General features: G+C 69.1%; 11 protein-coding genes. 5 read left to right on the top strand and 6 right to left on the bottom strand.

All coding sequences use genetic code 11. The annotated features are described in order from the left end of the window. Positions 1-6: 6 nt before the first annotated feature. The gene (locus M2283_RS43145) at positions 7-1,524 is read right to left on the bottom strand and encodes a glutamate-cysteine ligase family protein (protein WP_280882058.1); all 1,518 of its coding nucleotides are present in this window, start codon (positions 1,522-1,524) and stop codon (positions 7-9) included. A gap of 553 nt (positions 1,525-2,077) precedes the next feature. On the opposite strand from M2283_RS43145, the gene M2283_RS43140 reads away from it, so the two are divergent. The 3 genes from M2283_RS43140 (at position 2,078) to M2283_RS43130 (ending at position 4,530) form a co-directional block, all read left to right on the top strand. Then, on the top strand, positions 2,078-2,662 hold the full coding sequence (locus tag M2283_RS43140; protein ID WP_280882057.1) for a hypothetical protein: 585 nt from the start codon (positions 2,078-2,080) through the stop codon (positions 2,660-2,662). Positions 2,663-3,050: 388 nt separating this feature from the next. Then, positions 3,051-3,257, top strand: coding sequence for a DUF5999 family protein (locus M2283_RS43135; protein ID WP_124000496.1), 207 nt, complete (start codon positions 3,051-3,053; stop codon positions 3,255-3,257). Between the two features lie 220 nt (positions 3,258-3,477). Continuing rightward, complete coding sequence (locus M2283_RS43130) at positions 3,478-4,530, top strand: LacI family DNA-binding transcriptional regulator (RefSeq protein WP_280882056.1); 1,053 nt, start codon at positions 3,478-3,480, stop codon at positions 4,528-4,530. On the opposite strand, the gene M2283_RS43125 is transcribed toward M2283_RS43130, so the two are convergent. The 4 genes from M2283_RS43125 to M2283_RS43110 form a co-directional block, all read right to left on the bottom strand. Then, positions 4,511-5,548, bottom strand: a complete 1,038-nt coding sequence (locus M2283_RS43125) for an endo-1,4-beta-xylanase (protein ID WP_280882055.1) — start codon at positions 5,546-5,548, stop codon at positions 4,511-4,513. The two genes, M2283_RS43130 and M2283_RS43125, sit on opposite strands and share 20 nt — an antisense overlap. 55 nt (positions 5,549-5,603) lie before the next feature. Then, on the bottom strand, positions 5,604-6,437 hold the full coding sequence (locus M2283_RS43120) for a carbohydrate ABC transporter permease (RefSeq protein ID WP_280882054.1): 834 nt from the start codon (positions 6,435-6,437) through the stop codon (positions 5,604-5,606). After that, a complete protein-coding gene (locus M2283_RS43115) occupies positions 6,434-7,432 on the bottom strand; it encodes a carbohydrate ABC transporter permease (RefSeq protein ID WP_280882053.1) in 999 nt (332 codons plus the stop codon). Before M2283_RS43115 ends, M2283_RS43120 begins: the two co-directional genes overlap by 4 nt. A gap of 64 nt (positions 7,433-7,496) precedes the next feature. Further along, the gene (locus M2283_RS43110; RefSeq protein WP_280882163.1) at positions 7,497-8,792 is read right to left on the bottom strand and encodes an extracellular solute-binding protein; all 1,296 of its coding nucleotides are present in this window, start codon (positions 8,790-8,792) and stop codon (positions 7,497-7,499) included. 547 nt (positions 8,793-9,339) lie between these two features. Here M2283_RS43110 and M2283_RS43105 point away from each other — a divergent pair. Next, complete coding sequence (locus tag M2283_RS43105) at positions 9,340-11,286, top strand: amino acid transporter (protein ID WP_280882052.1); 1,947 nt, start codon at positions 9,340-9,342, stop codon at positions 11,284-11,286. Between the two features lie 21 nt (positions 11,287-11,307). Here M2283_RS43105 and M2283_RS43100 read toward each other — a convergent pair whose 3' ends face one another. Further along, the gene (locus tag M2283_RS43100) at positions 11,308-11,883 is read right to left on the bottom strand and encodes a DUF1707 SHOCT-like domain-containing protein (RefSeq protein ID WP_280882162.1); all 576 of its coding nucleotides are present in this window, start codon (positions 11,881-11,883) and stop codon (positions 11,308-11,310) included. A gap of 108 nt (positions 11,884-11,991) precedes the next feature. Between M2283_RS43100 and M2283_RS43095 the strand changes: the two genes are divergently transcribed. Next, positions 11,992-12,387, top strand: coding sequence for a TOBE domain-containing protein (locus M2283_RS43095; protein ID WP_280882051.1), 396 nt, complete (start codon positions 11,992-11,994; stop codon positions 12,385-12,387). Positions 12,388-12,509: the final 122 nt, after the last annotated feature.

Here is a 12,509-nt window from a genome sequence, read left to right as displayed (position 1 = left end):
TCACCGTCACGCCAGCGGCACGGGCTCCGGAAGACCCACCGGCCAGGTGTGCACGGGCTCTCCCTTGTGCATGAGCTCGCTATACCGCCGAGTCGTCGCGGCGAACGCGGCATCCCGCGCGAGCCCCGCCTCCAGCGCCCCGTGGAAGGTCGCCGCCTGCCAGGACGCGCCGTTGACCCGGCGCCGGCAGCGCTCCTCGATGACGCCCAGATACAGATCCCGGTCGGCGGGTTCGACCCCCCACGCGTCCAGTCCGACCTCGGCCAGCGGCAGCAGTTCGTCGCGTACGAGGGTCACCGCGTCGATCTGCGCGGTGCCGCCGTACCGGCCGCGCCGGGGCCACTCCAGGCGGGCGTCGATGCCGTGCCGGCACGCCTCGTCGAAGTTGGCGGCGGCGGCCTCGAAGGGCAGCCGGCTCCACACCGGCCGTGACTCCTCGGCGAGGGCGCGGACGACGCCGTAGTAGAAGGCCGCGTTGGCGATGACGTCGGTGACGGTGGGGCCCGCGGGCAGCACGCGGTTCTCGACGCGCAGGTGCGGGACGCCGTCCGCGATGCCGTAGACCGGGCGGTTCCAGCGGTACACCGTGCCGTTGTGCAGGACGAGTTCGGCCAGGCTCGGGATGCCGCCCGCGTCGAGGACGTCGAGGGGCTCCTCCTCGTCACAGATCGGCAGCAGCGCGGGGTAGAAGCGCAGGTTCTCCTCGAAGAGGTCGTAGGCGGAGGAGATCCACCGCTCCCCGAACCAGGTGCGCGGGCGCACCCCTTGGGCCTGCAGTTCGGGCGGGCGGGTGTCGGTGGACTGCTGGAAGAGCGGAGGCCGGGACTCGCGCCACAGCTCACGGCCGAACAGGAAGGGCGAGTTGGCACCGATGGCGACCTGCACGGCGGCGACGGCCTGCGCGGCGTTCCACACGTCGGCGAAGCGGCCGGGCGTGACCTGGAGGTGCAGCTGCACGGAGGTACAGGCGGCTTCGGGGGCTATGGACTTGGAGGTGCAGGTGAGGCGTTCCACGCCGTCGATGTCGAGGACGAAGTCCTCGCCGCGCGCGGCCACGATCTGGTCGTTGAGCAGGGTGTACCGGTCGACGTCGGAGAGGTTGGAGGAGATCAGATCGTCCCGGTCGAGGGTCGGCAGAATACCGATCATCACGATTCCGGCGTCGAGCTCTCCCGCTTTCCGGTGCGCATATGCCAGTGACGTCCGGAGTTCCTCGGCGAGCTGGTCGAATACCCGACCGTCCAGCCGATGTGGGGCTATGTTGACTTCCAGATTGAACATGGCGAGTTCTGTTTGGAAATCTCGGCTCGCGATCCGTTCGAGCACCTGCGCATTGAGCATTCTCGGCATGCCGTCGGGGCCGGCCAGATTCAATTCGATCTCGACCCCCATGAGGTTCTGGGGTCGGTCGAACAGCTTCTGCTCCAGCAATCGCTCCAGCCCCGTCAGACACCGTCGGAGCTTGGCGCGGTAACGCTGCCGATCGGACAGATCGAACCCACCTGCGACGACCTTCTCCCCCATCGGAGCATCCCTCCTCTCACGGACGGGCCGAAGATCGGCCGCCGGCGTCCCGGGTCACGTGGGAACATGCCCAGCCGGGCCGATCGATAACGTCCCCGTTCCGGCCCACCCCCCGCTACTCTGGCCTGATGTGACCGGCGGCACATTCACCGGGCATGGGGCATCGCGCAGTTTCGAGTGGCCGACAGACTCGTGAAAAACGCCGACGAGAATGGGCCGACCGCTTCCCCGGCCTTTTTCGAGGTCACCGCCGCAGGGCTGCACCGGAAACGGGATGATTCCCGCGAATCTGCGGCCGAATGCACTCTTGCCGGGTACACCGGAAGCGACTAGACGAAACATCGTCAGAACACACCTCGTATAAACTCCGCGAACAAGACAGAGGGTTGGCGCCCGCGGTCCTGGAACCTGCCGTCGAGGTGACGTGCGGCAGGCCTCACCCACACTCCTCGTTCCCAGACCCCGGCCCATGCCTCTCTGCCCCCGCGAGCAGACAGCGCCGTCCGCCCCCGCCCTCGCGCCACCGTGCCTGTCGAATGAGAGGCGACCCACCATGCCGCTGCATGTCCCCCCGGCTCCCGCGCCCGCCCTTCGCACCGTTCTCACCGCACTCGCCTCGCCCACCGCGGTCCGCGAGGCCAGGACCCCTGCCCTGCTGTGCTCCCAGGGGCCCGCCACACCCGAACTGCCCCTGCCTGTCTATGTGTTGGACGAGATCACCCCGGCCGGCGCGTCCGCCACCCGGCTGGCCGGGTGGCGTTTTCTGATCCGCTGCGGCGAGCGCGCGGTGGCCGCGGCCGAGACCCGGCTGACCCCGGACGGCTGGGTCTTCTCGCACTTCTTCGAGGGGCCCTACATCACCGCCACCGAGCGCGCCCTGCGCCAGGCCGACACCATGACCCAGCACTACCAGCCCCGCCTGCTCTCCGTGCCCGCCCTGTACATGCTCACACTGTGGCTGCACGGGGACTGCGGCTCGGACGGCACCACCGGCCACCCCGCGGCCACCGACCTGCTCGTCCCGCTGGCGCCCGCCCCGCCCGGCATCGCGGCCCACCGTCCGCACCGGGTCGCCGAGCTCCTCCCGGTGCTGACCCATCGGGTGACTCCGGCCCCTCTCCTGGGCTCGCCCGCCTGACGTTCCTCTTTCGCGACGGCACTCGTACCCCGCCCCGGAATTCCGGGTAGCGGGGTACGTCGCATTTCCCGGCCGCATTCTGCTCGTACGAGCAATTCATCGCTCGTACGAGCCCAAAGTGCCTTCTGACCTGGACGGACTAGCCCCATCCGACCACTGAGAACCATCCGAAGTGACAGTGCAGTTGGAATGAACCGTCCGGCCGGGTGATGCGTCATCAACCTGTGAGGAAGCGGTGCCGCTAAATCCCTGCGGATTGACGCCCGTGGGGCAACACTGGGTTCTGACCGACTTATCACAACGGGGGGCGGCCATGGACGAGACTTCCAGCCGCGAGACAGACACGACAGCCACCACACACCTCACGACACAGCGAAAGATCCAACCAATGTGCCAGCACCAGTCACCGTGTCCCTCAGCCGACTCAGCCGACCGGGAGTCCGCCCGCCTCATGGCGCACCACCCGGAGCAGGGCTGGAGCCTGCTGTGCAACGGTGTCCTGCTCTTCGAGGACACCGGTGAGCTCCTGCCGGACGGGCAGATCATCGCCCCGCACCGCCCTGAGGGCACCAACCCGGTGATGACCGCCGCCTGAGCGCCACCGGGCGGTATGGCGCATCGCCCGGAGACTTGAGGGGCCGGTCGCAGGAACACTGCGAGCCGGCCCCGACGCATGTCCGGGGTCGATCACTCCGTGTAGTGCGGCGTGCGCGTGCGTGTGTGTCCCGCGGTTTCTGAGCGTTTCCCGAGCGGTCTCCGCACCCTTTCCGGAAGACTTCTGGAAGTTTCGCGAACCGTCGACGGGGGTGGGGAAGTTGGCAGCACACGAGGCCGAGCCCGGAGTCAAGGTCACCATCACGGAGATCGCCAAGGAGGCCGGGGTCTCGGTGCCGACCGTGTCCCGGGTCGTCAACGGCCGTTCCGACGTGTCGCCCACGACCCGCGCCCGCGTCGAGGACCTGCTCCTGAGATACGGCTACCGCAGACGCGCCCCCGCACCCGGCACCCGTGCCGCCCTGCTCGACCTGGTCTTCAACGACCTCGACAGCCCCTGGGCGGTGGAGATCATCCGGGGTGTGGAGGAGGTCGCGCACGCGGCCGGCGTCGGCACCGTCGTGTCGGCGATCCACGGACGCTCGGGCGACGCCCGCGAATGGCTGCGCAATCTGCGGGCCCGCGCCTCCGACGGCGTCGTCCTGGTCACCTCGGCCCTGGAGCCGGTGCTGCACGAGGAGTTGCGCGCACTCGGCGTCCCGCTGGTGGTCGTCGACCCGGCGGGCTCCCCCGCCCTCGACGTGCCCACCGTCGGCGCCGCCAACTGGTCCGGCGGCATGGCGGCCACCGAGCACCTGCTCTCGCTCGGCCACCGCAGGATCGGCCTGATCGCGGGCCCACCCCGGCTGCTCTGCTCCCGCGCCCGCCTCGACGGCTACCGCGCGGCCCTGGAGGGCGCCGGCATCGAGCCCGACGACTCCCTCGTCGTGCCCGGCGACTTCCACCCCGAGTCCGGCTTCACCGGCTGCCAGGCTCTCCTGGATCTGCCCGAGCCGCCGACCGCGCTGTTCGCGGCCAGCGACCAGATGGCGCTCGGCGCGATCGAGGCGCTGCGCCGACGGGGCCTGAGGGTCCCGGAGGACCTGAGCGTGGTCGGTTTCGACGACCTTCCGGAAGTCCGCTGGTCCGCTCCCCCGCTCACCACGATCCGCCAACCGCTCGCCGACATGGGCAAGTTGGCCGTCCGCACGGTCCTGCGCCTGGCCCGCGGCGAACAGCCGGACTCGCCCCGCGTGGAGCTGGGCACGGAGCTGGTGGTGCGGTCCAGCACCGCACCACCGTCGCCCCGTCGAGCTACTTCAACGCGTCCCTGATCGCGAAGTACGCGGGCTTGGGCAGGAGTTGCTCGTCCCACGGCAGCGCCGCGCCCTCGCCCGGGAAGAACGCCGGGATCCACGAGTACTTGTCCGTGTAGTCCCAGACGGTGACTCCGACACACCGGCGCACCGCGAGGCACGCCTCGGTGAGATCCCGGTACCAGTCGGCCTGTTGGGCGAGTTTCTCGTCGGTCGCGGGCAGGATCATCCGTACGTCGACCTCGGTGAGCGCGGTGTCGAGACCGAGCCGGGAGAAGCGGCGGAGGTTGTCCTCCAGGGTCGTCGGATAGCCGTACTGCAGGGCGAGATGAGCCTGCAGGCCGATGCCGTCGAGCGGGACGCGCTGCGCCTTCAGCTCCTTGGCCAGGGCGTAGTAGGCATCGCTCTTCGGGCCGACCGCCTCGATGTTGTAGTCGTTGACGTACAGCTTGGCGTGCGGGTCGGCCTGGTGGGCCCAGCGCAGCGCGTCGGCGATGTAGCCGGGGCCGAGCGTCTTGTACCAGAGGGTCTCGCGGTAGGTGCCGTCCTCGTTGAACGCCTCGTTGACGACGTCCCAGGAGTAGACCTTGCCCCGGTAGTGCCGCACCTCCGTCTGGATGTGCTTCTTCAGTACGGCCCGCAGCTCGCCGGCCGTCCACTCGCGACCGGTCAGCCAGCTCGGCAACTGACTGTGCCAGACCAGGGTGTGGGCGCGGACCCGCTGGTGCTTACTGCGGGCCAGGTCGACGATCTCGTCCCCGTTGGTCCAGTCGAAGACGCCCTGCTGGGGTTCGGTGGCGTACCACTTCATGCCGTTGCCGGGGGTGATCATGTCGAACTCGCTGCCGAGCAGGGCCTTGTAGGCGGTGTCGGTGAGTTCCGGGTTGTCGGTTGCGCTGCCGAAGTAGCGGCCGTGGCGCTCGGCCAGGTCCGCGAGCGTCGGCTGCTTGTGGCTCGCCTGGGCGGGAGAGCCGATGCCGGTGGCGACCAGGACGGCGGCGAGGACACCGACGAGTCTGAGGCGGTTCTTGCGCATGGTGCGACTCCTCACGTGCGGGTGTGTGGGTGAGCCGTACGTCCGTCGGCGCGCGTCATCCCTTCGTGGCGCCGGCGGTGAGGCCGCCGACGAGCTGGCGCTCGGCGACCGAGTAGAAGGCGAGGGCGGGGACCATCGCGAGGACCAGGTAGGCGAAGACGCGGGCGTACTCCGCCGAGTACTGGCCCTGGAACTGCTGGACGCCGATCGGCAGGGTCCACCACTTGGCGTCGGTGAACACCAGCAGCGGCAGGAAGAAGTTGTTCCAGCTGGTGACGACGGCCAGCACGGACACCGTGCCGAGCGCGGGCCGCGCCATGGGCAGCAGGATCCGCCAGAAGAACCCGAAGGCACTGCAGCCGTCGAGCGTGGCCGCCTCCTCCAGCTCACCGGGGATCTGCCGGAAGAAGCCGCGCAGGATGATGATCGTCATCGGCAGCGCGAAGGCGGCCTGCGGGAGGATCACGCCGAGCGGGTTGTCGAGCAGGCCGAGCGAGCGCAGCAGCAGGAACAGCGGCAGGACCGCCACCGCGAAGGGGAACATCAGCCCTATCGTGAACACGGTGAACAGCACCTCCCGCCCGCGGAAGGCGAATCGGGCGAAGGAGAACGCGGCGAGCGCCGACACGGCGACCACGAGCACGGTCGTACCGACCGCGATCAGCGTGCTGTTGCCGACCAGGCGCCAGAAGTCGCCGGAGCGGAGGATGTCGGTGTAGTTGCCGGTGAGCCAGTGCTCGGGCAGTCCGAAGGGGTTGCGGGAGAGCTCGTCGGTGGACTTGAAGCCGGACAGGGCCGCGTACACCAGGGGGACGACCATCACCGCGCCGACCGCGAGGAGGATCACGTGGAGCGGCAAGGTCCTTACGGCGCCGGATCTGCGGGTCACTTGCCGTCCCCCCTCATCGTGGTGGTCGCCCCTTCGAGGTCGCGACGGAGCACGAACCGCTGGTAGGCGAGGGCGAAGACGAGGCAGATGCCGAACATGACCACGCTGATCGCGCTGGCGTAGCCGACCTGGTAGCGCTTGAAGCCGTACTGGAACATGGTCACGGCCATCGTCTCGGAGTGGTGGTCGGGGCCGCCCTGGGTCACCACCCAGACCAGGTCGAAGAGTTGGATCGACCCGATGACGGACAGGAAGACGCTGATGCGCAGGGTGGGCGCGAGCAGCGGCAGGGTGACGTTGCGGAACCGCTGCCACGCGTTGGCGCCGTCGATCAGCGCGGCCTCCGTCAACTCGGCCGGGATGGACTGGAGTCCGGCGAGGTAGAGCATCATGTGGAAGCCGAAGTACTTCCACGTCATGACCAGGAACAGCGTCGCCATGACGTAGGAGGGGTCGGCGAACCACTCCCCGCCCAGACCGTCCAGGCCGATACCGCCCAGGACATGGTCGGCGAGCCCGGCGTCCGGTGCGAAGACCATGCTGAACAGCACGCCGGTGATGGCCTCGGACAGGACGTACGGCGCGAAGAACAGCATCCGGTACACGGCCCGTCCGCGCAGCCGCTGGTTGAGCAGGACCGCCATGGCGAGCGCGAACGGCAGTTGGAGCGCGAGCGACAGCAGCACCAGGACCAGGCAGCGCCACAGGTCGCCCAGGAAGACGGGGTCCTGGAAGAGCCGGGTGAAGTTGCCCGCGCCCGTGTAGTCGGAGGGCATGCCGAAGCCGCCCCAGCGGAAGAAGGCCGCGTACAGCGCGAACAGCATGGGCAGCAGCACCAGGCCGACGAACAGGACCAGCGCGGGCAGTTGGAAGCCGACCGCGGTGAGCCAGTTCAGCGTGCGCCGCCGGGCCCGCCCCCGGGCCGAGGCCTTGGTCGGGGACGGGACGGCGAGATCGGGACCGGTCCGCTTGTCCGGGAGGAAAGTGGATGTCATCGGCTGTCCGGGAGGAGAGTGGAGGTCATCGGCTGTCCGGGAGGAGAGTGGAGGTCATCGGCGGCTACTGCTCTTCCTTCGCGACCTTGGTGATCGACTGCGCGACCTGCTCGGGGGACTTGGAGCCGGCGATGAGCGCGCCGACGCTGTCGTTGACCTCCTGGCCGACCGCGGGGGCGTAGGCCTGGTCGAGGTAGAGCTGGAAGCCGGTGGCGCCCGTCAACTGGGCTTGTACGGCCTTGGTGTTGGGGTCGGACAGGGCGCTCGCGGCGGCCGGCACCACGGGCAGGGCGCCGGTCTTCTTGACGAGTTCGAGGTCGCTGGTCTCGGAGGCGAAGAACTTCAGGAAGTCGACGGCCGCCTGCGGGGCGCCCTTGCGCAGGGCGTGTCCGCCGCCGCCTCCGAACACCTCGGTGATGACGCCCTTTCCGCCCTCGACCGCGGGGAACGGGAAGAAGCCGAGGTTCGCGCCGAGCCCCTTGCCGGCGTCCGCCTCGACGACCGGGGCCCACTGGCCCATGAGTTCCATGGCCGCCTTGCCGTTGCCGACGGTGGCGGCCTGTCCGGTCGGTGTGGAGTACGCGGCCCCGAGGAACCCCTTCTGGAACGGCTGGAGTTGGATGAGGTCCTTGAAGTGCTGCCCGGCCTCGACGAACCCGGCTCCGGTGAAGTCCTTGGCCTCGTCGGCCTTTTGCAGGGCGTCGATGCCGGCGGTGCGCATCGCGAGGTAGGCCCAGTAGTACATGCCGGTCCACGTCTCCTTGCCCGCGAGGGCGAGGGGGGTGATGCTCTTGGCCTTGAGCTTGTTCACGGCGTCGAGGAAGTCGCCCCAGGTGGTGGGGGGTTCGCTGATGCCGGCCTGCTTGAACAGCGCCTTGTTGTACCAGAACCCGATCATGCCGATGTCGAACGGGATCCCGTACACCTTGTCGTCGATGAGGTACGGCTGCTTCGCCACCGGCAGCAGGCCGTCGGCCCACGGCTTCGTCCTGTCGGTGAGGTCCTCGACGAGCCCTGCGTCGATCTGCTGCTTGAGGACGCCGCCGCCCCAGGTGTGGAAGATGTCCGGGAGCTTCCCGGAGGCGGTGAGGGCCGTCATCTTCGACTTGTAGGCGTCGTTCTCCAGCTGAACGATCTTCAGCTTCACCTTGGGGTTCTGCGCCTCGAACTTCTTGGCCAGGCCGGCCCAGACGCTCTTGGTCGGCTGGGTGGTGGAGATGTTCCACCACTCGACGGTGGTCGTCCCCGAGGACGACCCTCCGTCCGAGTCCCCGCCGCATCCGCTCAGTGCCGTCACGCCCAGACCGGCCGCGGCGGAGGCCGCGAGAAAGCCGCGGCGGGACAGTGCCCGGTCGCCCATCATGCGCTCCTTGGGGGTACGGGACGGCGCGTCCACGACCGTCCGCTGTGACCGAAAGTTTCGGAGAAGATCCAGAAAGATGCGTTGTTGCCGCACCCTAGATACAGCTCCCAAAGGGTGGCAACCCCTTGAACGCGGTGAATCTGTGGGCGACTTCGGCGGGGGAAACGACTCCGACCCAGTGGATCGGTCATTGCGGGCGAACGAACGAAACATTCGACTCCGTTCGCGATCCTTACGAAGCGACGCGACGGACGGTCGCGGGCGGGCACGCCTCGCGCCGGCACCCCGAGATGGCCGGACGGCGACCTGGGCCATGACGCTGGGTGTCCACCGGCGGGCATCGAGGCCCCCGCCCCACCGCACCCCCATGTGGCCGGTCGACCCCTTTTCGGGTGCCCATGGCCCTTACGCAGCCAGTCTTAACGCAAGCTTGACGCCCTCGCCCCGTTCACCCATGGGCCCTGACGTCACTCTCCGCTTACGCTGGTGCGGCCGTCCGCGTGATGGCCCGACCCCCACGCTGAGACGCATCAGGAGCACACCGATGGCCACCACCGAGACCCCCAGTCGCCTGCGCTCCTGGATGCTGGAGGGGCTGTCCGACATGGGGAAGGCGGGCCGGCAGAGCCAGGCCGTCGAGGCGAAACCCGCCCACAGGGGCCAGCGCTGGTACCGCGTCATGTGCCTGACCGGCGTCGACTACTTCTCCACCCTCGGCTACCAGCCCGGCATCGCCGCCCTGGCCGCCGGTCTGCTCTCGCCGGTGGCGACCATCGTGCTGGTCGTCGTCACGCTCGCGGGCGCGCTGCCCGTCTACCGGCGTGTGGCCGAGGAGAGTCCGCACGGCGAGGGCTCGATCGCCATGCTGGAGCGGCTGCTGTCCTTCTGGAAGGGCAAGCTGTTCGTCCTGACCCTGCTGGGCTTCGCCGCGACCGACTTCCTGATCACCATCACGCTCTCGGCGGCGGACGCCTCCACCCACCTGGTGGAGAACCCGCACCTCACCGACGCCCTGCACGACCACCGGATGCTGATCACCCTCGTCCTGGTCGCCCTGCTCGGCGCGGTGTTCCTGAAGGGCTTCCTGGAGGCGATCGGCGTCGCCGTCTCCCTGGTCGTGATCTACCTCGGACTGAACGTCGTCGTGGTGATCGTCGGCATCTACCACGTCGCGACGGCCGGCCACGTGGTCACCGACTGGTCCAGCGCCCTGACCGCCGAGCACGGAAACGTCTTCGCCATGATCGGCGTATCGCTTGTGGTCTTCCCCAAGCTCGCCCTCGGCCTGTCCGGCTTCGAGACCGGCGTCGCGGTCATGCCGCACGTCCAGGGCGACCCGGACGACACCGAGGAGAACCCCAAGGGCCGCATCCGCGACACCAAGAAGCTCCTCACGGCCGCCGCCCTGATCATGAGCGTCTTCCTGATCGCCACCAGCTTCATCACCACCGTGCTGATCCCGGAGAAGGAGTTCGAGGCCGGTGGCCAGGCCAACGGCCGCGCCCTCGCCTTCCTGGCCCACGAGTACCTGGGCAACGCCTTCGGCACGGTCTACGACGTCTCGACCATCGCCATCCTCTGGTTCGCCGGCGCCTCCGCGATGGCGGGCCTGCTCAACCTGATGCCGCGCTATCTGCCCCGCTACGGCATGGCACCGCACTGGGCCCGCGCCGTGCGCCCCATGGTCATCGTCTTCACCCTGGTCGCCTTCCTGGTCACCTGGATCTTCGACGCGAGCGTCGACGCCCAGGGCGGCGCCTACGCCACCGGCGTGCTGGTCCTGATGTCCTCGGCGGCGATCGCCGTGACCATCGCCGCCCGCCGCGCCGGCCAACGCAACTGGACCATCGCCTTCACGGCCGTGTCGGCGGTCATGCTCTACGTCACCGTCGTGAACGTCATCGAGCGGCCCGACGGCGTCAAGATCGGCGCCTGCTTCATCGCCGGCATCATCCTGGTCTCGCTGCTGTCCCGGCTGGCCCGCGCCTTCGAGCTGCGCGTCACCCACGTCGAGCTGGACGTCATGGCGGAACGATTCATCCGGGACATGGCCAGCCGCAAGATCCGGTTCATCGCCAACGAGCCGGACCAGCGCGACAAGGCCGAGTACCGCGACAAGATCGAGCAGATCCGCAACGACAACGACATGCCGGAGCAGGAGGACTTCGTCTTCGTCGAGGTCACGGTGACGGACCCGTCCGAGTTCGAGTCGGGTCTGACGGTCCGCGGCGAGGTCCTGCACAACCGCTACCGGGTGCTGACCCTGGAGTCGTCCTCCATCTCCAACGCCCTGGCCGCCCTGCTCCTGCACGTCCGCGACGAGACCGGCTGCACCCCGCACATCTACTTCGAGTGGACCGAGGGCAGCCCCTTCGCCCAGTTCCTGCGCTTCTTCCTCTTCGGCCAGGGCGAGGTCGCCCCGGTCACCCGAGAGGTGCTGCGCGAGGCGGAACCGGACCGCGATCGCCGCCCGCGGGTGCACACGGGCTGATCCGCCTCGACGCTACGACGATCAGGCCGCCGGAGTGCGCCTACCGAACCCGCGCCGCGGCGGCCGTACCACCACCCGGCCGTAGCTCTGGCGGCCGCCGATCTCGACCCGCAGTTCGACCGGAGTCCCCACATCCCCCGCCGCGCGCACCTTGATCTTGGCGAACTCGGTCACCAGCGAGTCCGTGTCCACCACAACACCCGGCCGCGTCACCAGCCGCAGCGTCCCGCCCCGCATGTCGAGGTCGATGCGCAGGGTCTCGTAGGTGATCACCGCCTGCGTGAAGTCGAGGGTCACATCACCCCAGGCCGACTCGATCTCCAGCACCCGCGGAACCACCCACCCCTCGCCGCGTCGGACCGATCCGCCCTGCTGCTCGATGCGGACGACGTCCTTCACCTGGGCCACGACCGTCCCGGCCACCGCCGGCAGGTCCGTCGTCAGGGCGGCGAGCTCACCCAGTGTGCGGGCGGTCAGGGCGGCCTCCACGCGCTCGTCGAGCTCCTCCGAGGTCAGCCGGCCGTCGCCGGCGGCGACGCGCAGCACGTCCACGACCCGGTCCCGGTCCCTGTGCGAGGCCCGCAGCTCGTCCGCCATACCCTCACCCGCTCCGATGACAGTCACACCACTAACGCTATATCGCGATACACCCGGCGCTCAACCCCACGTCCGCGACGGCCCGTTCACGGCCCTATCGTGATCCGCATGCAGTCCTACACAATCGGCCAGGCAGCACGGCTGCTCGGCGTGAGCCCCGACACCGCGCGTCGCTGGGCGGATGCCGGCCGGGTCACCACCCACCGCGACGACAGCGGTCGCCGGCTCATCGAGGGGCGCGACCTGGCGGCGTTCTCGGTCGAACTCGCGAAGGCGGACGGCGAGGAGGAGGCCCCCTCCCACACCTCCGTGCGCAACGCCTTCCCCGGGATCGTCACCGCCATCAAGCTGGGTGACGTGGCGGCCCAGGTCGAGATCCAGGCCGGCCCGCACCGCCTCGTCTCGCTGCTGACCCGCGAGGCCGTCGAGGATCTCGGCCTGGAGGTGGGCATGGAGGCCACCGCCCGGGTCAAGTCGACAAATGTCCACATCGACCGTTCCTGACCCACCCGGCACACCACTCCCGTACGAACGCACATGCCACCCCACATGGGAATTGCTCCAGCTCATGCGATGCGACAGGAGACTTTCGCCTCGCAAATGCGCCAGTATGATCGGCGCACGGG

It is taken from the genome of Streptomyces pseudovenezuelae (assembly GCF_029892565.1).
GTDB lineage: Bacteria > Actinomycetota > Actinomycetes > Streptomycetales > Streptomycetaceae > Streptomyces > Streptomyces pseudovenezuelae_A.
This window is presented reverse-complemented; position numbering and strand designations above follow the sequence as displayed.

What these genes read in the sequence shown, in the direction of transcription:
- M2283_RS43125 (WP_280882055.1), bottom strand. Translation starts at nt 5,548, where the DNA reads ATGCGCAAGAACCGCCTCAGACTCGTCGGTGTCCTCGCCGCCGTCCTG.
- M2283_RS43095 (WP_280882051.1), top strand. Translation starts at nt 11,992, where the DNA reads ATGCAGTCCTACACAATCGGCCAGGCAGCACGGCTGCTCGGCGTGAGC.
- M2283_RS43105 (WP_280882052.1), top strand. Translation starts at nt 9,340, where the DNA reads ATGGCCACCACCGAGACCCCCAGTCGCCTGCGCTCCTGGATGCTGGAG.
- M2283_RS43100 (WP_280882162.1), bottom strand. Translation starts at nt 11,883, where the DNA reads ATGGCGGACGAGCTGCGGGCCTCGCACAGGGACCGGGACCGGGTCGTG.
- M2283_RS43145 (WP_280882058.1), bottom strand. Translation starts at nt 1,524, where the DNA reads ATGGGGGAGAAGGTCGTCGCAGGTGGGTTCGATCTGTCCGATCGGCAG.
- M2283_RS43110 (WP_280882163.1), bottom strand. Translation starts at nt 8,792, where the DNA reads ATGGGCGACCGGGCACTGTCCCGCCGCGGCTTTCTCGCGGCCTCCGCC.
- M2283_RS43135 (WP_124000496.1), top strand. Translation starts at nt 3,051, where the DNA reads ATGTGCCAGCACCAGTCACCGTGTCCCTCAGCCGACTCAGCCGACCGG.
- M2283_RS43140 (WP_280882057.1), top strand. Translation starts at nt 2,078, where the DNA reads ATGCCGCTGCATGTCCCCCCGGCTCCCGCGCCCGCCCTTCGCACCGTT.
- M2283_RS43115 (WP_280882053.1), bottom strand. Translation starts at nt 7,432, where the DNA reads ATGACATCCACTTTCCTCCCGGACAAGCGGACCGGTCCCGATCTCGCC.